This is a genomic window from Variovorax sp. Root434, assembly GCF_001426595.1.
Taxonomy (GTDB): domain Bacteria; phylum Pseudomonadota; class Gammaproteobacteria; order Burkholderiales; family Burkholderiaceae_C; genus Variovorax.
Genome location: NZ_LMEK01000024.1, coordinates 150,132 through 169,596, shown reverse-complemented (window position 1 = coordinate 169,596; position 19,465 = coordinate 150,132). Strand labels below are relative to the sequence as shown.

The following is a 19,465-nucleotide window of genomic DNA, read 5'->3' as shown; positions in this document are numbered from 1 at the left end:
GGCGCCGTTTGCCCCTTCGCGGGCGGCCGCACGGGGCGCCGCCTACACTCGGCGCCATGCTCTTGTTGGGAATCGAATCATCCTGCGATGAAACCGGCGTGGCGCTGGTCGAGTCGCACGGCAGCGCGCTGCCGATGCTGCGTTCGCACGCGCTGCACAGCCAGATCGCCATGCACCAGGCCTATGGCGGCGTGGTGCCCGAGCTGGCCAGCCGCGACCATATCCGTCGCGTGCTGCCGCTGACCGAGACGGTCATGGCCGAAGCCGGCCGCTCGTTGGCCGAGATCGACGTGGTGGCCTACACGCGCGGGCCGGGCCTGGCGGGCGCACTGCTGGTGGGCGCGGGCGTGGCCTGCGCGCTCGGCGTGGCGCTGGGCAAGCCGGTACTGGGGGTGCATCACCTCGAAGGGCATCTGCTGTCGCCGTTCCTGAGCGCCGATCCGCCGGAGTTTCCGTTCGTCGCGCTGCTGGTATCAGGCGGCCACACGCAGCTGATGCGGGTGGACGGCGTGGGGCGCTACGAGCTGCTCGGCGAGACCATCGACGACGCGGCCGGCGAGGCGTTCGACAAGAGCGCCAAGCTCATGGGCTTGCCGTACCCCGGCGGACCGTGGCTCGCGAAGCTGGCCGAAGGCGGCAACGCAACGGCCTTCAAGCTGCCGCGGCCGCTGCTGCACAGCGGCGATCTCGATTTCTCCTTTGCCGGCCTGAAGACGGCCGTGCTCACGCAGGCCAAGAAGCTCGGCGACCAGCTCGAAGCGAACAGGGCCGACCTGGCGGCGTCCACGCAGGCGGCCATCGTCGAGGTGCTGCTGAAGAAGTCGCTCGCGGCACTCGACCAGACCGGGCTCAAGCGGCTCGTGGTGGCGGGCGGGGTGGGGGCCAACAGGAATCTGCGCGAACAGCTGAATGCCGCGTGCGCAAAGCGCAAGGTGCGTGTGCACTACCCCGAACTGCACCTGTGCACCGACAACGGCGCCATGATCGCCATGGCCGCGGCAATGCGCCTGCAGTCGGGGCTGTCGCAGGCGAGCGAGCGCTATGCCTTCGACGTCAAGCCGCGATGGCCCATGGCGTCGCTCTCGTCGGCTGAGGCGCCGCTGCCGGAGACTGCGTAGCCGGCTGCCGCGAGCGGCCGATCGCCGGCAGCGGCAGCACGTCCAGCACATTGCGCCACAGCTGGCGCCACTGCGGCCAGTCGTGGCCGCCCTCGATCGTGAAGACGCGCCCCGGCGGCAGGGCGTCGGCCAGCAGCTTGTGGTTGCTGGCAAAGCGGTCGTCCAGCCCGAAGCCCAGGTACAGCGGCGGCAGATTCTTCGACGGCTTGGCGTCCAGGTACTGCTGGAAGAAGGGCCAGAGCTTGCGATCGGGCTCCTCGTCGGCCTGCGGTCCGGTGGGCGCCTGCCAGGCGCGCAGGCCGCCGGCCTTCCTGATCTCCGCGCCGAGCACCCGGCGCCCGAGGTAGGGCGCAAGCGCCACGATGCCGTCCACCGAGCCCGGTCGCGCCAGTTCGTGGATCAGCGCGCCGAAGCCGCCGATGGAAATGCCCACGAGCCAGATCGACTTGTAGCCCCTGGCACGCTGCGGCTCGATGACCTCGGTGTGCAGGCGCTCGCTCAGCGTCTGCTCGTAGTAGTAGGAAACATCCGCGTCCACCAGAAGCGCATCGGCCGCCAGATGGCGCTCGCGCACCGCGGCGATGAACCCTTCGCGCTCGAACTCGTCGGGCTTCAGGTAGGCCCCGGGCAGGAACACCAGGAGCGTGTCGGATTGTTCGTTGGGATTGGCAGGTTGAAGGTGCGTTTTCATGGTGCCTTTTGGGGCACCCGAACCGCACCGGCAGGGAATTCGGTGCGCTACGAGACGCCCACGAAGAAGAAAGTTCTAAGAAAACGTCACATCATGTGACGTTATTCAGCGCTATTGTGAATAAGGTGCTCGTTTAAAGTCAAAACGAGGCTGTTACCAACATTTTCTTCTTGTGGGCATAGGCCAAACTAGTTGATTTGCAACTGTGCGGCCTGGCTCGCGGGCACCAATTTGCCGAGCTTCAGCGTGAGCACGCCGTTCTCGAGCTTGGCCTCGCTGGTGGCCACGTCGATGTCCTGCGGCAACTCGTAGGCGGCCTTGAACTGGCGCTTGGCTTCGGCCTTGCTGTCGATGCGCAGTACGGCGCCTTCGATGCTGATCGCGAGGTCTTCGCGCGCAAAGCCCGGCACGTCCAGCGAGAGGGTCCAGCTCTTGTCGTCCTGTTCCACCAGCGGGGAGCGGCGGGGGGCGGCGAAGGCATCGTTCACGAAGCGCTCGAAGGCGCGGTCATAGGCGCGGGGAGCGAAGCGGGCGGTGCGAAGGGTGGGGGCGAAAAGCATGGTGAAGAACTCCTGAGTGAACACAATGGGGACAAGGAATGTGTGTCCCTTACACTGCGCGGCCGTTCCATCGTGAGTGCCGCTTGAGACCTCATCTAGGCGCATCGGCACGCGTTTCAAGACAATGAATCCCCCCTTTATTTGGCGTCGCGAGGCCTTGAAATTCGCGGCGCTGGCGCTATGCGCGAGGCCGTTCGCCGCGCTGGCGCAGGCCAACGTGTCGACCCCGTCCGCACCCATTCGCCTGGCGCTGATCGAAAGCATGAGCGGCCCGTTCGCCAACACCGGCGAGGCCGTGTTCCGCAACCTGCTGTGGGCGGTGGAACGCGTGAATGCGCGCGGCGGCGTGAAGCTGCCCGGTGGCGCGCGGCCATTGCAGCTCGATCGCTACGACAGCAAGGGGCAGAACGAAGAAGCGCTCTCCGCGTTGCGCGCCGCGATGGACGACGGCGCGCGCATCGTGCTGCAGGGCAATTCGTCGGCCACGGCCGCGGCGCTGGTCGATGCCATCGACAAGAACAACGAGCGCGACCCCGCGCGGCGCGTAGTTTTCCTCAACTACGCGGCGGTCGACCCGGCGCTCACGAACGAGCGTTGCAGCTTCTGGCACTTCCGCTTCGACGCGCACGCCGACATGCGCGTGGCCGCGCTGATGGACGTGGTGAAGGACGATGCCGCGCTCAAGCGCGTCTACCTGATCGGCCAGGACTACAGCTTCGGGCAGGCCGTGCTGCGCGAGGCGCGCCGGCAGCTCGGTGCGCAGCGCCCCGACGTGGAGATCGTGGGCGACGAGCTGCATCCGATGGGCAAGGTGAAGGACTTCGCGCCCTATGCCACCAAGATCATCGCGAGCGGCGCGCAGGCCGTGGTCACGGGCAACTGGGGCAACGACCTCACGCTGCTCGTGAAGGCGGCGCGCGAGGCGGGCTTCAACGGCACTTTCTATACCTTCTACGGCAATGCGCTGGGCGCACCGGCTGCCATCGGCGATGCGGGCATCGGCCGCGTGATCGCCGTGGCCGACTGGCTGCCCAACGTGCAGACGGCGCAGTCCGAAACCTTCTACCGCGCCTTCCGCGCGCGCTTTCCGAAGCCGGCCGACGACTATGTGCACATGCGGCTGCAGCTGATGATCGAAGCGCTCGTGCAGGCCGTCGAGCGTGCGGGCAGTGCCGACGCGGTGCCGGTGGCGCGCGCGCTGGAGCAGGCCGACGTGAGCCTGTACGGGCAGCGCGGGCGCATGCGCGCGACGGACCATCAGTTCCAGCAGCAGCTCGTCGTCGGCGTGATGGACCGGCAGGGCAAGCCGGGCGTGCAGTTCGACGTCGAGGGCTCGGGCTACGGCTTTCGCGTGGTCAAGACGATCCCCGCCGAGCGCGCCGAACTGCCGACCTCGTGCAAGATGAAGAAACCTCAATCATGAAGAGCAGGACGACCAGACATGCGTGAAGCCATCCACAACCTCGAAGCCTCGAAGATCCGCGAAGTCGCCAACGCCGGCATGGGCCGCGACGACGTGCTGGCCTTCTGGTTCGGCGAAAGCGACGAAGTCACGCCCGAGGTGATCCGCCAGGCGGCCATCGATTCGCTGCAGCGGGGCGAGACCTTCTACGCCCACAACCTTGGCCTGCCCGAGCTGCGCGAAGCCATCGCGCGCTACACGAGCGGGCTGCATCCGGCGGTCGATGCCTCGCGCATCGCCGTCACCTCGGGCGGCGTGAGCGCGCTGATGCTCGCGGTGCAGGCGCTGGTCGACGCGGGCGACGAAGTGGTCGCCGTGACGCCGGTGTGGCCCAACCTGACGGCGCAGCCCGCCATCATGGGCGCGCGCGTTCATACCTTGCCGCTGGTGCCGGTGAACGGGCAGTGGACGCTCGACCTGCCCGCGCTGCGCGCGGCGGTCACTTCGAAGACGAAGCTGCTGATCGTCAACGCGCCGAACAATCCCACGGGCTGGACCATGACGCGCGACGAGCAGCAGGCCGTGCTCGACCACTGCCGCCAGACCGGCACGTGGATCCTCGCCGACGAGGTGTACGAGCGCCTGTACTACGAGCCGACGCCCAATGCCTGCGCGCCGAGCTTCCTCGACATCTCGAAGCCCGACGACCGGCTCGTGGTGACGCACAGCTTCTCGAAGAGCTTCCTGATGACGGGCTGGCGCCTGGGCTGGCTGGTGCTGCCGCCGTCGATGGTGGACGGCATCGGCAAGCTGATCGAGTTCAACACCTCGTGCGCCAGCGTGTTCACGCAGCGCGCCGCCATCACTGCCATCGAACACACGAGCGAGATCACGCCGCGCGTGGTGGCGCACCTGAAGCACTGCCGCGACACGCTGGTGCCGCTGCTGGCCGCTCTGCCGGGCGTGCAGGTGGCTTCGGCCAAGGGCGGCATGTATGCCTTCTTCCGGCTCGAAGGCTTCGGCGATTCGCTCGAAGTGGCCAAGCGGCTGGTCGCCGAGGCGGGCCTGGGACTCGCGCCGGGCAATGCCTTCGCGCCCGAGGCGCAGGGATGGCTGCGCTGGTGCTTTGCCTCGAAAGACCCGCAGCGGCTGGTGAAGGGCGTGGAGCGCCTGCGCAACTGGCTGGCGGAGCAGCCGCAGCGCAAGGGCTGATCCGGCCGCCTGCAATTTCGTTCAATACGCGACGCGACCGGGCCGCGAAGCTCGGACTTTTCTCGAAAGCGAAAGGTCTGGCATGTCGGAACGGTTGAAGGGCATGGCGCTGTGCGCGCTGGCGATGGTCACGGTGGGCAGCACGGTGGTGGCCAGCAAGGTCATCGCAGGCGGACTCCCGCCGTTCACCGCGACCGCGCTGCGGTTTGCGATGGCGCTGCCGGTGTTTCTCCTGCTGCTGCGGCTGACGCGCACGCCTTGGCCTCGCCCCGACCGGCGCGACCTCGTGCTGCTCTTGTGCCAGGCAGGGCTGGGCAGCGTGGGCTATACGGTGCTGCTGATCCTGGGCGTGAGGTGGGCGCCGGCCGCCAGCGCAGGCGTGGTGGCCGGGACGCTGCCGGCCGTTGCGGCGCTGGTGGCGGTGCTGGCTTTGCGCGAGCGGCCGGGGCGCTATCTGGTGGGCAGCATCGTCTTGGCGACGGCGGGGGTGCTGGCAATCAGCTGGCCGGGCGAAGGCTCCGCAGGGGGCTCCAAATCGGCCGCGGCGTTCGCCGGCAACCTGCTGATACTGGGTGCGGTCGTCTGCGAGGCGATGTTCATCCTGCTCAACAAGCGGCTTCGGGTGCCGGTGCGGCCGTTGGCGCTGTCGACGCTGATGACGGCCTTCGGGCTCCTGCTGTCGCTGGTTCCGGCGCTGTTCGAGCGGGCCTGGGAGCATCCGTTGCCGAACGATGCGCTGATCGGCGTGGCCTACTACGCGCTGGTGCCGACGGTGCTGGGCTTCGTCCTCTGGTTTGCCGGATCGGCCAGGCTGAAAGGGGCCGAAGCGGCGCTCTTCACTGCGCTCCTGCCGGTTTCTGCGCTGATACTGGCGGCCTTCTGGCTGGGGGAAAGTATCAGCCTGGCGCAGATCGGCGGGGCCGCCTGCGTGCTCGGCGCGGTAGGCCTGGCTTCGCTCGATAGCAGAAGTGGCAAGGGGCTCGACCCGGCAGCGGCCCCTTCGTGAAACACCGAGGAACCGGCTTTGCCGGGCCTCAGGTGTTGCCCCCGGCAGGGGGTAGGCGAAGCGACACGAAGTGCGCGCAGCCTGGGGGCGAGCTATAATCCCGAGGCTTTGCATGCCGCAAGGCGCACGGTGAGGGCAGTTCCAGCGCTCACCGCAAGTCAAACATCCAGGAACCAAGGAATCATCATGATCGCAGCCTCCATCAAGGCCGAAGTCGTCAAAGACAATGCCCGCGCCGCCAACGACACCGGCAGCCCGGAAGTGCAAGTCGCACTGCTGACCGCTCGCATCAACGAGCTCACCCCCCACTTCAAGACGCACGCCAAGGACCACCACGGTCGTCGCGGCCTGCTGCGCATGGTGAGCCGCCGCCGCAAGCTCCTCGACTACCTCAAGTCCAAGGACGCCGACCGCTACACCGCGCTGATCGCCAAGCTGGGTCTGCGCAAGTAAATCGAATCGCATGAAAAAACGCCTGGGTTAGTCCGCTAGCTCAGGCGTTTTTTACTTCGCGATCCACTTTCGGAGTGCCAAACAGAGCGAAGCTGTGTCATTCCAATGAAGTTCCCTCCGAGCTTCGCTGGAATGGCATCGTGTTCTGAGACAGCCTCCGCCTCTTGCGAACCCTGAGTGGTTCGCTACTAAAACAGGAGCAAACATGAGCCTCTTCAACAAAGTCACCAAGTCCTTCCAATGGGGCGACAAGACCGTCGTCATGGAAACGGGCGAAGTCGCCCGCCAGGCCAATGGCGCCGTGCTGGTCGACATCGACGGCACCGTGATCCTGGCGACCGTGGTCGCCTCCAAATCGGCCAAGCCGGGCCAGGATTTCTTCCCGCTGACCGTCGACTACATCGAGAAGACCTACGCCGCCGGCAAGATCCCCGGCAGCTTCTTCAAGCGCGAAGCCAAGCCCAGCGAGCATGAAACGCTGACCAGCCGCCTGATCGACCGTCCGATCCGCCCGCTGTTCCCCGAAGGCTTCCTGAACGAAGTGCACGTGGTCATCCACACCGTGTCGCTCAACCCCGAAGTCGATGCCGACATCGCTGCCATGATCGGCGTGAGCGCAGCGCTCGCCATCTCCGGCATCCCGTTCAGCGGCCCGATCGGTGCCGCCCGCGTGGGCTACATCAACGGCCAGTACGTGCTGAATCCGGGCCAGACGGCCCGCAAGGATTCGCAGATGGACCTCGTCGTCGCCGGCACGCAAGCCGCCGTGCTCATGGTCGAGTCCGAAGCGCAGCAGCTCAGCGAAGAAGTCATGCTGGGTGGCGTGGTGTTCGGCCATGAACAAGCCAACATCGCCATCAACGCGATCCATGACCTCGTGCGCGACGCCGGCAAGCCGGTGTGGGACTGGCAGGCGCCCGCCGAAGACGAAGCCTTCGTTGCCAAGGTCAAGGGCCTGGCCGAAGAAAAGCTGCGCGCCGTCTATCAGATTCGCAGCAAGCAAGCCCGCACGCAAGCCCTGCGCGAAGCCAATGCCAGCGTGATGAACACGCTCAAGGAAAGCGGCGAGCCCTTCGACGCCGGCAAGGTCAACGACCTGCTGTTCGCCATCGAATCGAAGATCGTGCGCAGCCAGATCCTGTCGGGCGAGCCCCGCATCGACGGCCGCGACACGCGCACCGTGCGCCCCATCGAGATCCGCAACTCCGTGCTGCCGCGCACCCACGGTTCGGCCCTGTTCACGCGCGGTGAAACCCAGGCGCTGGTCATCACCACGCTCGGCACCGAACGCGACGCACAGCGCATCGACGCGCTGGCCGGCGAGTACGAAGACCGCTTCCTGTTCCACTACAACATGCCTCCCTTTGCCACCGGCGAAGTGGGCCGCATGGGCTCGACCAAGCGCCGCGAAATCGGCCACGGCCGCCTCGCCAAGCGCGCGCTCGTCGCCGTGCTGCCGACCAAGGAAGAATTCCCGTACACGGTTCGCGTGGTGTCGGAAATCACCGAGTCGAACGGCTCCTCGTCGATGGCTTCGGTCTGCGGCGGCTGCCTGTCGATGATGGACGCCGGCGTGCCCATGAAGGCGCACGTGGCCGGCATCGCCATGGGCCTGATCAAGGAAGACAACCGCTTCGCGGTGCTGACCGACATCCTGGGCGACGAGGACCACCTGGGCGACATGGACTTCAAGGTTGCAGGCACCACCAACGGCATCACCGCGCTGCAGATGGACATCAAGATCCAGGGCATCACCAAGGAAATCATGCAGGTCGCACTGGCGCAAGCCAAGGAAGCGCGCATGCACATCCTGGGCAAAATGCAGGAAGCCATGGGCGAGGCCAAGGCCGAAGTCTCCAGCTTCGCACCGCGCCTGACCACGCTGAAGATCAACCCCGAGAAGATCCGCGACGTGATCGGCAAGGGCGGTTCGGTCATCCGCGGCCTGCAGGAAGAAACCGGCACGACGATCAACATCGACGAAGACGGCACCATCACCATCGCCTCGACCGATCCGGAAAAGGCCGAGCTGGCCAAGAAGCGCATCGAGCAGATCACGGCCGAAGTCGAAATCGGCAAGGTCTATGAAGGCCCGGTCACCAAGATCCTGGACTTCGGTGCGCTGATCAATCTGCTGCCCGGCAAGGACGGTCTGCTGCACATCAGCCAGATCGCACACGAACGCGTCGAGAAGGTGACCGACTATCTGAGCGAAGGCCAGATCGTGAAAGTCAAGGTGCTGGAAACCGACGAAAAGGGTCGCGTCAAGCTGTCCATGAAGGCCCTGACCGAGCGTCCGGCCGGCATGGAATACAGCGAGCGCCCGGCGCGTGAAGACCGTGGCGATCGCGGCGACCGTGGCGGCGACCGCCGCGAGCGTTCGGACCGTGGCGACCGTGGTGGTGACCGCGGCGGCGATCGTGGTGAGCGCGCACCACGCTTCAACGACCAGCAGCAGGCCCCGGCCGGCGAGCAGTCGCAGGCCCCGCGCGAGCCTCAGGAGTAAGAAGGGCGCAGCGGCGGTTCATTGCCGCCGTCGCAATCTTTTGAACGTCAAGCTTCGCCCCATCTGCGGGCGTTGGAGGCCGAAAGACCATGAAAGCCATTGAAATCACTTCGTACGGCGCCCCTGAGGTGCTGCGCGTGGCCGATCGTCCCGATCCGGTGGCGGGTGAGGGCGAGCTGCTGATTCGCGTCGCGGCCAGTGGCGTCAACCGGCCCGACGTGCTGCAGCGGATGGGCCACTATCCGGTGCCGCCGGGTGCATCCGATCTGCCGGGCCTCGAAGTGGCCGGCGAGATCGTGTCTGGCGATGCCGCGGCGCTGGCAGAGGCGGGGTTCAAGGTTGGTGATCGTGTCTGTGCGTTGATCGCTGGCGGTGGCTATGCCCAGCTGTGCGTGGCGCCCGTGGCGCAATGCCTGCCGGTGCCGAAGGGTTGGAGCGATGTCGATGCGGCGTCGCTGCCCGAAACCTTCTTCACCGTGTGGAGCAACGTGTTCGAGCGCGGCCGCCTGCAGAAGGGCGAGACGCTGCTGATCCAGGGCGGCTCGAGCGGCATCGGCGTCACGGCGATCCAGATCGCCAAGGCGCTGGGCGCGACGGTGATCGTCACAGCTGGCAGCGACGACAAGTGCGACGCCTGCAAGAAGCTGGGGGCCGACCACGCCATCAACTACCGCACGAGCGATTTCGTCGAAGAGGCGAAGAAGCTCACCGGCGGCAAGGGCGTGGACGTGATCCTCGACATGGTCGCGGGCGACTACGTGGCGCGCGAGATCGAATGCCTGGCCGAGGACGGCAGGCTCGTGATCATCGCAGTGCAGGGCGGCGTGAAGAGCCAGATCAATGCGGGCCTCGTGCTGCGCAGGCGCCTCACGATCACCGGCTCGACGCTGCGGCCTCGGCCGGTGGCCTTCAAGGGCGCCATTGCCAAGGCCCTGCGCGAGAAGGTGTGGCCGCTGCTGGAAAGCGGCGCCATCAAGCCCGTGATCCACAGCACCTTTGCGGCAGCAGGTGAGCCTAGCGGCGCAGCCCAGGCTCATACGCTGATGGAATCGAACCAGCACATCGGCAAGATCGTGCTGACATGGTGACGGGAAGAACGCGATGACAACCAAGAAGAAACTGATCGCCGGCAACTGGAAGATGAACGGCAGCCTCGCTGCCAACGAGGCGCTGGTGAAGGCCTTGCAGCAAGGCCTGGCCGCAAGCCCGGCCGCGTGCGACGTGGCGCTGTGCGCGCCCGCGCCGTACTTTGCGCAGTTGCAGTCGCTGCTGGCGGGTACGCCGTCGCTGGCGCTCGGTGCGCAGGACATCTCGGCGCATCCGCAAGGTGCATTCACCGGCGAGCAATCGGCGGCGATGCTGAAGGATTTCGGTGTGCGCTATGCGATCGTCGGTCACTCGGAGCGTCGGCAATACCACGGCGAGACCGATGAGGCCGTCGCGGCGAAAACCGCTGCGGCATTGGCCAATGGCATCACGCCGATCGTCTGTGTCGGCGAAACGCTGGCGCAGCGCGAAGCAGGGCAGACCGAAGAGGTCGTCAAGCGTCAGCTGGCTGCGGTGATTCACGTGAACGGCCATTGCATCAGCGAGATCGTCGTGGCGTATGAGCCTGTCTGGGCCATCGGCACGGGCAAGACTGCCACGCCGGAGCAGGCGCAAGCGGTGCATGCCGTGCTGCGCGCGCAACTGCATCACGCGGCAAGCGAGCATGCCGCGGGCATCCAGATCCTTTATGGCGGCAGCATGAACGCGGCCAATGCCGCCGAACTGCTGGCGCAGGCCGACATCGACGGCGGCCTTATCGGTGGCGCGTCGCTCAAGGCGCCCGATTTTCTGCAGATCATTTCTGCCGCTGCGCGCTGAATGCGCAACGGCTGTATCAATTAGGAGTAAGAACGAATGAACGTGGTCCTCAACCTTCTGGTCGGCGTGCAGATGCTGGCAGCCCTCGCAATGATCGGCCTGATCCTGGTCCAGCACGGCAAGGGCGCCGACATGGGCGCAGCCTTCGGCAGCGGCAGCGCCGGCAGCCTGTTCGGCGCCAGCGGCAGTGCCAACTTTCTCTCGCGCACAACGGCCGTGCTCGCTGCAGTGTTCTTCGCCTGCACGCTGCTGCTGGCCTATTTCAGCCATGCACGTCCCGCAGGCGGCGGTAGTCTTCTGGAGCGCGCCGCGGTGGGTGCACCTGCTGCGCCGGCTTCCGGTAAGGCTGGTGAAATTCCTGGCGCGGCAGCTCCCGGCGCCCCCGCATCGGCTCCTGCAGCCCCGGTTTCGGGTGCGGGCCAGATCCCCAGCAAGTAATCAACTCGTTTTCATGAGTTGCCCGTGAGAAATGGCTTCATTTCAGGGTAAACTCTAAATCTGTTCGGAAAGCCAAATGCCTCTTGCAGGTACCTCATGCCATCCGAACAGCAAAAACCGCGGTCGTGGTGAAATTGGTAGACACGCTATCTTGAGGGGGTAGTGGCGAAAGCTGTGCGAGTTCGAGTCTCGCCGACCGCACCAAATCTCATCGGCAGAAAACCTCATCCAGGGGTTCTTCTTGCTGGTGGCAAGCGGTGAAAAACTCTCGATGAATCTCGACTCCTACCTCCCCGTCCTTTTGTTCATTCTGGTCGGAGTCGGCGTAGGCGTCGCCCCTCAGGTCATCGGATACATTCTCGGCCCCAATCGGCCCGACGCCGCGAAGAACGCTCCCTACGAGTGTGGCTTTGAAGCCTTCGAGGACGCGCGCATGAAGTTCGACGTGCGCTACTACCTCGTCGCGATTCTCTTCATCCTGTTCGATCTCGAAATTGCCTTTCTCTTCCCCTGGGCCATCGCGCTCAAGGAGATTGGTGCTATCGGCTTCTGGGCCATGATGATCTTTCTCGCCATCCTCGTCGTGGGCTTTGCCTACGAGTGGAAAAAGGGCGCGCTCGACTGGGAATGACAAGGAAAGCACACGATGGCCATTGAAGGCGTTCTCAAAGAAGGTTTCGTCACCACCACCTACGACTCGGTGGTGAACTGGGCGAAGACCGGATCTCTCTGGCCGATGACCTTCGGCCTCGCATGCTGTGCGGTCGAGATGATGCACGCGGGTGCTGCCCGCTACGACATCGATCGTTTCGGCATGCTGTTTCGTCCGAGCCCGCGCCAGTCCGATCTGATGATCGTGGCTGGCACGCTGTGCAACAAGATGGCGCCGGCCCTGCGCAAGGTCTACGACCAGATGCCCGAGCCGCGCTGGGTGCTGTCGATGGGTTCGTGCGCGAATGGCGGTGGCTACTACCACTACAGCTATTCGGTCGTGCGCGGCTGCGACCGCATCGTGCCCGTCGACGTGTACGTTCCGGGTTGCCCGCCCACCGCCGAAGCATTGCTCTACGGCGTGATCCAGTTGCAGCAGAAGATTCGCCGCACCAACACCATTGCCCGCGCCTGAGAGATTGCCGACGATGACTGACTTTGCAATTTCGCCGGAGGTGCTGCGCGCCACCATTGCCGAGACGCTTGGTGCCAAGGCCAGGAGCGTGACGCTTGCCCTGGACGAGGTGACCGTGGTGGTCGGTGCCGCCGACTACATCGAAGCCGCCTTGCTGCTGCGCGACGCGCCCGGCTGCCGCTTCGAGCAATTGATCGACCTCTGCGGCATGGACTATTCCGACTACCGCGAAGGCGAGTGGCAGGGCGAGCGCTATGGCGTCGTCACGCATCTGCTGTCGGTGAGTCTCAACCAGCGCGTGCGCCTCAAGGTGTTTGCGCCGAGCGAAGACCTGCCCGTGGTCGATTCGCTCCAGCCCGTCTGGAACGCCGCTACCTGGTTCGAGCGCGAAGCTTTCGACCTGTACGGCATCGTGTTCGATGGCCACGACGACCTGCGCCGCATCCTGACCGACTACGGCTTCATCGGCCACCCGTTCCGCAAGGACTTCCCGGTGTCGGGTCACGTCGAGATGCGTTACGACGAAGAACAGAAGCGCGTGGTTTATCAGCCGGTATCGATCGAGCCGCGGGAAATCACGCCGCGCGTGATCCGCGAAGACAACTACGGCGGCGGTTTGCACTGATATGGCCGAAATCAAGAACTACACCCTCAACTTCGGCCCCCAGCATCCGGCCGCACACGGCGTGCTGCGCCTGGTGCTCGAGCTCGACGGCGAAGTGATCCAGCGCGCCGATCCCCACATCGGCCTGCTGCACCGCGCCACCGAGAAGCTCGCCGAGTCGCGCACCTTCATTCAGTCGTTGCCTTACATGGACCGTCTCGACTACGTGTCGATGATGTCCAACGAGCACGCCTACTGCCTCGCCATCGAGCGGATGATGGGCCTCGATGTGCCGATCCGCGCGCAGTACATCCGCGTGATGTTCGCCGAGATCACCCGCCTGCTGAACCACCTGCTGTGGCTCGGCGCGCACGGTCTCGACTGCGGCGCGATGAACATGCTCATCTACTGCTTCCGCGAGCGTGAAGACCTGTTCGACATGTACGAGGCCGTGTCCGGCGCGCGCATGCACGCGGCGTACTTCCGTCCGGGCGGTGTCTATCGCGACCTGCCGGACGCGATGCCACAGTACAAGGTCAGCAAGATCAAGAACGCGAAGGCCATCGAGCGCTTGAACGAAGATCGCCAAGGGTCACTGCTCGACTTCGTCGACGCCTTCTGCAAGCGCTTCCCGAAGATGGTCGACGAGTACGAGACGCTGCTCACCGACAACCGCATCTGGAAGCAGCGCACCGTGGGCATCGGCGTGGTCACGCCGGAGCGCGCGCTGAACCTCGGCTTCACCGGCCCGATGCTGCGTGGCTCGGGCGTCGAATGGGACCTGCGCAAGAAGCAGCCTTACGACGTCTACGGCCAGATGCAGTTCGACGTGCCCGTGGGCAAGACTGGCGACTGCTACGACCGTTACCTCGTGCGCGTGGAAGAAATGCGCCAGGCCAACAAGATCATCCAGCAGTGCTCGGCATGGCTGCGCGCCAACCCCGGCCCGGTGATCACCGACAACCACAAGGTTGCCGCGCCCGCGCGCGAATCGATGAAGGCGAACATGGAGGAGCTGATCCACCATTTCAAGCTCTTCACCGAAGGCTTCCATGTGCCCGAAGGCGAAGCGTATGCCGCCGTCGAGCATCCGAAGGGCGAGTTCGGCATCTATCTCGTGAGCGACGGCGCCAACAAGCCGTACCGCCTGAAGATCCGCGCCCCTGGTTTCCCGCACCTCGCCGCCCTCGACGAAATGTCGCGCGGCCACATGATCGCCGACGCTGTCGCGGTGATCGGCACGATGGACATCGTGTTCGGTGAAATCGACAGGTGAGAAAGAGCGAATGACGACTTCCTCAACCCATCACCATGACGCGGCCCCTTCGGCCCCGTTGAAGGCCGAGATCCTCGAGCGCTTTGCGCGCGAGGTCGCCAAGTACCCCGAAGCGGGCAAGCAATCCGCCGTGATGGCCTGCCTCGCCATCGTCCAGCAGGACGAGGGCTACGTCAGCCTGCAGCGCGAGCGCGAGATTGCCGAGTACCTCGGCATGGCGCCCATCGCCGTGCATGAAGTGACGACCTTCTACAACATGTACAACCAGCATCCGGTGGGCAAGTTCAAGCTCAACGTGTGCACCAACCTGCCTTGCCAGCTGCGTGACGGCGTCACGGCCCTCGTGCACCTCGAGAAGAAGCTCGGCATCAAGATGGGCGAGACCACGGCCGACGGCGTGTTCACGCTGCAGCAGAGCGAATGCCTGGGCGCTTGTGCCGACTCGCCCGTGATGCTGGTCAACGACCGCACCATGTGCAGCTTCATGAGCAACGACAAGCTCGACCAGCTCATCGAGGGCCTGCGTGGCTCCGTGAAAGGGGAGGCTGCCTGATGTCGCCCGAGCAAGTACTCCAGCAGTTCCAGGCCACGGGCGTCCAGACCTGTTTCCATGACCGCCACATCGAGCCGCAGATCTATGCCGGCCTGAATGGCACCAACTGGCGCCTGGCCGACTACGAGGCGCGCGGCGGCTACAAGGCGCTGCGCAAGATCCTCACCGAGGGCCTCACGCCCGACCAGGTGATCGCCGAGGTGAAGGCCTCGGGCCTGCGCGGCCGTGGCGGCGCGGGTTTCCCGACCGGCCTGAAGTGGAGCTTCATGCCCCGCCAGTTTCCGGGGCAGAAGTACCTCGTCTGCAATTCGGACGAAGGCGAGCCCGGCACCTGCAAGGACCGCGACATCCTGCAGTTCAACCCGCACATCGTGATCGAAGGCATGGCCATCGCCGCGTATGCGATGGGCATCAGCGTGGGCTACAACTACATCCACGGCGAGATCTTCCAGAGCTACGACCGCTTCGAGGAAGCCCTCGAAGAAGCGCGTGCCGCGGGCTACCTCGGCGACAAGATCATGGGCAGCACGTACAACTTCCAGTTGCACGCCGCCCACGGTTTCGGCGCCTACATCTGCGGCGAGGAAACCGCGCTGCTCGAATCGCTCGAAGGCAAGAAGGGCCAGCCGCGCTTCAAGCCGCCGTTCCCGGCGAGCTTTGGCCTGTACGGCAAGCCGACCACCATCAACAACACCGAGACCTTCGCGGCGGTGCCCTGGATCATCAACAACGGCGGTCCGGCCTACCTCGAATGCGGCAAGCCGAACAATGGCGGCACCAAGATCTATTCGGTCAGCGGCGACGTCGAGCTGCCCGGCAACTACGAAGTGCCCATGGGCACGCCGTTCTCCAAGCTGCTCGAACTGGCCGGCGGCGTGCGCAAGGGCCGCACGCTCAAGGCGGTGATCCCCGGTGGCTCGTCGTCGCCGGTGCTGCCGGCCGACATTATGATGGCCTGCACCATGGACTACGACTCCATCGCCAAGGCCGGCTCCATGCTGGGCTCGGGCGCAGTGATCGTCATGGACGACAGCCGCTCGATGGTCGAGTCGCTCAAGCGCCTCTCGTACTTCTACATGCACGAGTCCTGTGGCCAGTGCACGCCGTGCCGTGAAGGCACCGGCTGGCTCTACCGCGTGGTAGACCGCATCCATAACGGTCAGGGCAAGCCCAGCGACATGCAACTGCTGGACTCCGTTGCCGGCGACATCATGGGCCGCACCATCTGTGCGCTCGGCGATGCGGCGGCCATGCCCGTGCGTGCCATGATCAAGCACTTCCGCCATGAGTTCGAGGCCCTGATTCCGGGCCACGTCCCGACGGAGCCCGTCAAGGCATGAACCGCCGGGCCGCTCCCAAGGTGAATACCGCAGCCGAAGGCGGAGGCTGTCTGTTGGCGCGAGAAGAAACATACTCATGATCGAAATCGAACTCGACGGCAAGAAGGTCGAAGTGACCGAAGGCAGCATGGTGATGCATGCGGCCGACAAGGCGGGCACGTACATCCCGCACTTCTGCTATCACAAGAAACTCAGCATCGCGGCCAACTGCCGCATGTGCCTGGTCGACGTGGAAAAGGCGCCCAAGCCGATGCCGGCCTGCGCCACGCCCGTCACGCAGGGCATGATCGTTCGCACCAAGAGCGAAAAGGCCATCAAGGCGCAGCAGTCGGTCATGGAGTTCCTCCTGATCAACCACCCGCTGGATTGCCCGATCTGCGACCAGGGCGGCGAATGCCAGCTGCAGGATTTGGCAGTGGGCTACGGCGGTTCTTCCTCGCGCTACGAGGAAGAAAAGCGCGTCGTGTTCCACAAGGACGTCGGCCCGCTGATCAGCATGGAAGAAATGAGCCGCTGCATCCACTGCACGCGCTGCGTCCGTTTCGGCCAGGAAGTGGCCGGCGTGATGGAGCTCGGCATGTCGCACCGCGGCGAGCACTCCGAAATCGAAACCTTCCTCGGTGACTCGGTCGACTCCGAACTGTCGGGCAACATGATCGACATCTGCCCGGTCGGCGCGCTCACGAGCAAGCCGTTCCGCTACAGCGCCCGCACCTGGGAGCTGTCGCGCCGCAAGTCGGTGAGCCCGCACGACTCCACCGGTGCGAACCTGATCGTCCAGGTCAAGAACAACCGCGTGATGCGCGTGGTGCCGCTCGAGAACGAAGACGTCAACGAATGCTGGATCGCCGACCGCGACCGCTTTTCGTACGAAGCGCTCAACGGCCCCGAGCGCCTGACGCAGCCCATGCTGAAGCAGGGCGGCCAATGGCAGCAGGTCGACTGGCAGACGGCACTCGAATATGTGGCCAACGGCCTCAAGCAGATCAAGGCCGACCACGGCGCGCAAAGCATCGGCACGCTGGTCAGCCCGCACAGCACGCTCGAAGAGCTGCAGCTCGCCGCCATGCTCACACGTGAACTGGGCAGCGACAACATCGACTACCGCCTGCGCAACGCCGAATTCACGGCGTTCGAGGGCGTGCGCTGGCTCGGCACCTCGATCGCATCGCTCACGCAAGTGCAGCGCGCTCTGGTCGTCGGTTCGAACCTGCGCAAGGAACATCCGCTGTTCGCGCAACGCATCCGCCAGGCCGTGCGCAAGGGCGCCGCGCTGTCGGTGATCACCTCGCCGAGCCTGATGGCCACCCGCGACGCCTGGGCCATCGACGTGGCGCAATCGTCCATCGTCGAAGCCGACCAGTGGGTCGAAGCGCTGGCCGCCGTGGCCGCTGCGGTCGGTGAAACCAACGGCGCAGCCGCGCCACTGGCACCGAAGAACGCACCCGATGCCGCCGCCAAGGCCATCGCAGCCTCGCTGCTGAGTGGCGAACGCAAGGCCATCCTGCTCGGCAACGCCGCCGCTCATCACGCCCAAGCCAGCAGCCTGCTGGCGCTGGCGAACTGGATCGGCGCGCAAACCGGCGCTACCGTCGGCTACCTGACCGAAGCCGCCAACACCGTGGGCGCGCAGATCGTCGGCGCGTTCCCGAAGAACGGCGGCCTCGATGCAGGCCGCATGCTCGCCGCCGGCTCCGGCCTGAAGGCTGTGATGCTGCTGAACACCGAGCCGGTGTTCGATTCGGCCGCTGGCGCCGCCGCTGCCGATGTCATCGGCAATGCGCAGATGGTTGTCACGCTGAGCCCCTTCAAGGCCAACCTCGAGTTCAGCGACGTGCTGCTTCCGATCGCCCCGTTCACCGAAACGCCCGGCACCTTCGTGAATGCCGAAGGCCGCCTGCAGGGCTTCCACGCCGTCGTGAAGCCGCTGGGCGAAACGCGTCCGGCCTGGAAAGTGCTGCGCGTGCTTGCCAACCTGCTGGGCCTGCCCGGTTTCGCGTTCGAATCAACCGCCGAGGTGCTTGCCACTGTGGGTGACAAGGGCGCCGTGCCCGCGAATGCGTTGAGCAACGCCACGTCCGCCAGTGCGGTCGCTTCCAACGGTGCAGCTGCCGCGCCCGTGGTCGCGAGCATCTACCAACTGGATTCGATCGTGCGCCGCGCACCATCGCTGCAACTGACCGCCGATGCGCGCAATGCATCGGCCGCACCGGCACGTGCCGAGGAGGCACTGGCATGATCGACGCAATTCATGGCTTCGGCCAGGGGCTGGTCGCCGCAGGCTGGTGGACCGCCGTGGTCTGGCCCGTGATCTGGACGCTGATCAAGATCATCGTGGTCGTCCTCCCGCTGATGGGTGCCGTGGCGTACCTCACGCTGTGGGAACGCAAGGCCATCGGCTTCACGCAGATCCGCATCGGCCCGAACCGCATCGGACCGCTGGGCCTGCTCCAGCCGATCGCCGACGCGCTCAAGCTGATGACCAAGGAAATCATTCTTCCGACGGTCGCCAACAAGGGCCTGTTCCTGCTGGGCCCGATCATGACCATCATGCCGGCGCTGGCCGCATGGGCGGTGATTCCCTTCGGTCCCGACGTGGCGCTGGCCAACATCAACGCCGGCCTGCTGTTCGTGATGGCCATCACCTCGCTCGAGGTCTACGGCGTGATCATCGCCGGCTGGGCTTCGAACTCGAAGTACGCCTTCCTGGGCGCGCTGCGCGCCTCGGCACAGATGGTGAGCTACGAAATCGCGATGGGCTTCTGCTTCGTCGTGGTGCTGATGGTCACGGGCAGCCTGAACATGAGCGAGATCGTGAACGTTCAGGGCAAGGGCATGTTCGCCAACATGGGCGTGGGCTTGCTGTCGTGGAACTGGCTGCCGCTGCTGCCGATCTTCGTCGTCTACTTCATCTCGGGCCTCGCCGAAACCAACCGCCACCCGTTCGACGTGGTGGAAGGCGAGTCCGAAATCGTGGCCGGCCACATGATCGAGTACTCGGGCATGAGCTTCGCGATGTTCTTCCTGGCCGAGTACGCCAACATGTGGCTCGTCTCGATCCTGACCGTGGTGCTGTTCCTCGGCGGATGGCTGCCACCGTTCGAGTTCCTGAGCTTCATCCCGGGCTGGATCTGGCTCGGCGCCAAGACCTTCTGCGTGGTCACCATGTTCCTGTGGGTGCGTTCGACGTTCCCGCGCTTCCGCTATGACCAGATCATGCGTCTGGGCTGGAAGATCTTCATTCCCGTCACTCTCGTGTGGCTGGTCGTGGTCGGTGGCTGGATGCAGACGCCGTTCAACATCTGGAAATAACA

The 19,465-nt window shown here is 65.2% G+C and carries 19 protein-coding genes and 1 tRNA gene; 18 read left to right on the top strand and 2 right to left on the bottom strand.

Annotation, left to right across the window (positions count from 1 at the left end):
* Nucleotides 1–56 precede the first annotated feature (56 nt).
* Nucleotides 57–1,118: a tRNA (adenosine(37)-N6)-threonylcarbamoyltransferase complex transferase subunit TsaD gene (tsaD, locus tag ASD05_RS20470; protein WP_056596320.1), complete on the top strand. Its 1,062-nt coding sequence runs from the start codon at nt 57–59 to the stop codon at nt 1,116–1,118.
* Here the strand turns inward: tsaD and ASD05_RS20465 are convergent.
* Nucleotides 1,054–1,809 carry an alpha/beta hydrolase-fold protein gene (locus tag ASD05_RS20465; protein ID WP_056596317.1) on the bottom strand — a complete coding sequence of 252 codons (756 nt, stop codon included), beginning with the start codon at nt 1,807–1,809 and terminating at the stop codon, nt 1,054–1,056. The two genes, tsaD and ASD05_RS20465, sit on opposite strands and share 65 nt — an antisense overlap.
* 188 nt (nt 1,810–1,997) lie before the next feature.
* Nucleotides 1,998–2,369, bottom strand: coding sequence for an Hsp20/alpha crystallin family protein (locus tag ASD05_RS20460; protein ID WP_056596568.1), 372 nt, complete (start codon nt 2,367–2,369; stop codon nt 1,998–2,000).
* A 124-nt stretch (nt 2,370–2,493) separates the two neighbouring features.
* Between ASD05_RS20460 and ASD05_RS20455 the strand changes: the two genes are divergently transcribed.
* From ASD05_RS20455 to nuoH, 17 genes are all read left to right on the top strand, one after another.
* Nucleotides 2,494–3,792 carry a branched-chain amino acid ABC transporter substrate-binding protein gene (locus ASD05_RS20455; RefSeq protein WP_056596314.1) on the top strand — a complete coding sequence of 433 codons (1,299 nt, stop codon included), beginning with the start codon at nt 2,494–2,496 and terminating at the stop codon, nt 3,790–3,792.
* Nucleotides 3,793–3,810: 18 nt separating this feature from the next.
* Nucleotides 3,811–4,983, top strand: coding sequence for a pyridoxal phosphate-dependent aminotransferase (locus ASD05_RS20450; protein WP_056596312.1), 1,173 nt, complete (start codon nt 3,811–3,813; stop codon nt 4,981–4,983).
* A gap of 82 nt (nt 4,984–5,065) precedes the next feature.
* A complete protein-coding gene (locus ASD05_RS20445; protein WP_056596309.1) occupies nt 5,066–5,989 on the top strand; it encodes a DMT family transporter in 924 nt (307 codons plus the stop codon).
* Nucleotides 5,990–6,175: 186 nt separating this feature from the next.
* Nucleotides 6,176–6,442: a 30S ribosomal protein S15 gene (gene rpsO / locus ASD05_RS20440; RefSeq protein ID WP_007837783.1), complete on the top strand. Its 267-nt coding sequence runs from the start codon at nt 6,176–6,178 to the stop codon at nt 6,440–6,442.
* A 205-nt stretch (nt 6,443–6,647) separates the two neighbouring features.
* A complete protein-coding gene (gene pnp, locus ASD05_RS20435) occupies nt 6,648–8,948 on the top strand; it encodes a polyribonucleotide nucleotidyltransferase (protein WP_056596306.1) in 2,301 nt (766 codons plus the stop codon).
* An 89-nt stretch (nt 8,949–9,037) separates the two neighbouring features.
* Nucleotides 9,038–10,036: an NAD(P)H-quinone oxidoreductase gene (locus ASD05_RS20430; RefSeq protein ID WP_056596303.1), complete on the top strand. Its 999-nt coding sequence runs from the start codon at nt 9,038–9,040 to the stop codon at nt 10,034–10,036.
* 13 nt (nt 10,037–10,049) lie between these two features.
* Nucleotides 10,050–10,814 (top strand): triose-phosphate isomerase, encoded by a 765-nt coding sequence (gene tpiA / locus ASD05_RS20425; RefSeq protein WP_056596300.1) that lies wholly within the window; start codon nt 10,050–10,052, stop codon nt 10,812–10,814.
* Nucleotides 10,815–10,850: 36 nt separating this feature from the next.
* Complete coding sequence (gene secG / locus ASD05_RS20420; RefSeq protein ID WP_056596297.1) at nt 10,851–11,252, top strand: preprotein translocase subunit SecG; 402 nt, start codon at nt 10,851–10,853, stop codon at nt 11,250–11,252.
* 119 nt (nt 11,253–11,371) lie between these two features.
* Nucleotides 11,372–11,456 (top strand) — tRNA-Leu (locus ASD05_RS20415).
* A gap of 67 nt (nt 11,457–11,523) precedes the next feature.
* Nucleotides 11,524–11,883 carry an NADH-quinone oxidoreductase subunit A gene (locus ASD05_RS20410; protein WP_042674206.1) on the top strand — a complete coding sequence of 120 codons (360 nt, stop codon included), beginning with the start codon at nt 11,524–11,526 and terminating at the stop codon, nt 11,881–11,883.
* Between the two features lie 15 nt (nt 11,884–11,898).
* Nucleotides 11,899–12,378, top strand: a complete 480-nt coding sequence (locus ASD05_RS20405) for a NuoB/complex I 20 kDa subunit family protein (RefSeq protein ID WP_007837763.1) — start codon at nt 11,899–11,901, stop codon at nt 12,376–12,378.
* A gap of 13 nt (nt 12,379–12,391) precedes the next feature.
* Complete coding sequence (locus ASD05_RS20400; protein ID WP_056596294.1) at nt 12,392–13,003, top strand: NADH-quinone oxidoreductase subunit C; 612 nt, start codon at nt 12,392–12,394, stop codon at nt 13,001–13,003.
* A 1-nt stretch (nt 13,004) separates the two neighbouring features.
* Nucleotides 13,005–14,258: an NADH-quinone oxidoreductase subunit D gene (locus ASD05_RS20395; RefSeq protein WP_056596291.1), complete on the top strand. Its 1,254-nt coding sequence runs from the start codon at nt 13,005–13,007 to the stop codon at nt 14,256–14,258.
* A 10-nt stretch (nt 14,259–14,268) separates the two neighbouring features.
* A complete protein-coding gene (gene nuoE, locus ASD05_RS20390) occupies nt 14,269–14,811 on the top strand; it encodes an NADH-quinone oxidoreductase subunit NuoE (RefSeq protein WP_082572198.1) in 543 nt (180 codons plus the stop codon).
* Nucleotides 14,811–16,151, top strand: a complete 1,341-nt coding sequence (nuoF, locus tag ASD05_RS20385) for an NADH-quinone oxidoreductase subunit NuoF (protein WP_056596285.1) — start codon at nt 14,811–14,813, stop codon at nt 16,149–16,151. The genes nuoE and nuoF overlap by 1 nt, the downstream gene beginning before the upstream one ends.
* Before the next feature lie 76 nt (nt 16,152–16,227).
* On the top strand, nt 16,228–18,390 hold the full coding sequence (nuoG, locus tag ASD05_RS20380) for an NADH-quinone oxidoreductase subunit NuoG (protein ID WP_056596282.1): 2,163 nt from the start codon (nt 16,228–16,230) through the stop codon (nt 18,388–18,390).
* A complete protein-coding gene (gene nuoH, locus ASD05_RS20375) occupies nt 18,387–19,463 on the top strand; it encodes an NADH-quinone oxidoreductase subunit NuoH (protein WP_056596280.1) in 1,077 nt (358 codons plus the stop codon). The genes nuoG and nuoH overlap by 4 nt, the downstream gene beginning before the upstream one ends.
* The last annotated feature ends 2 nt before the right edge of the window (nt 19,464–19,465 follow it).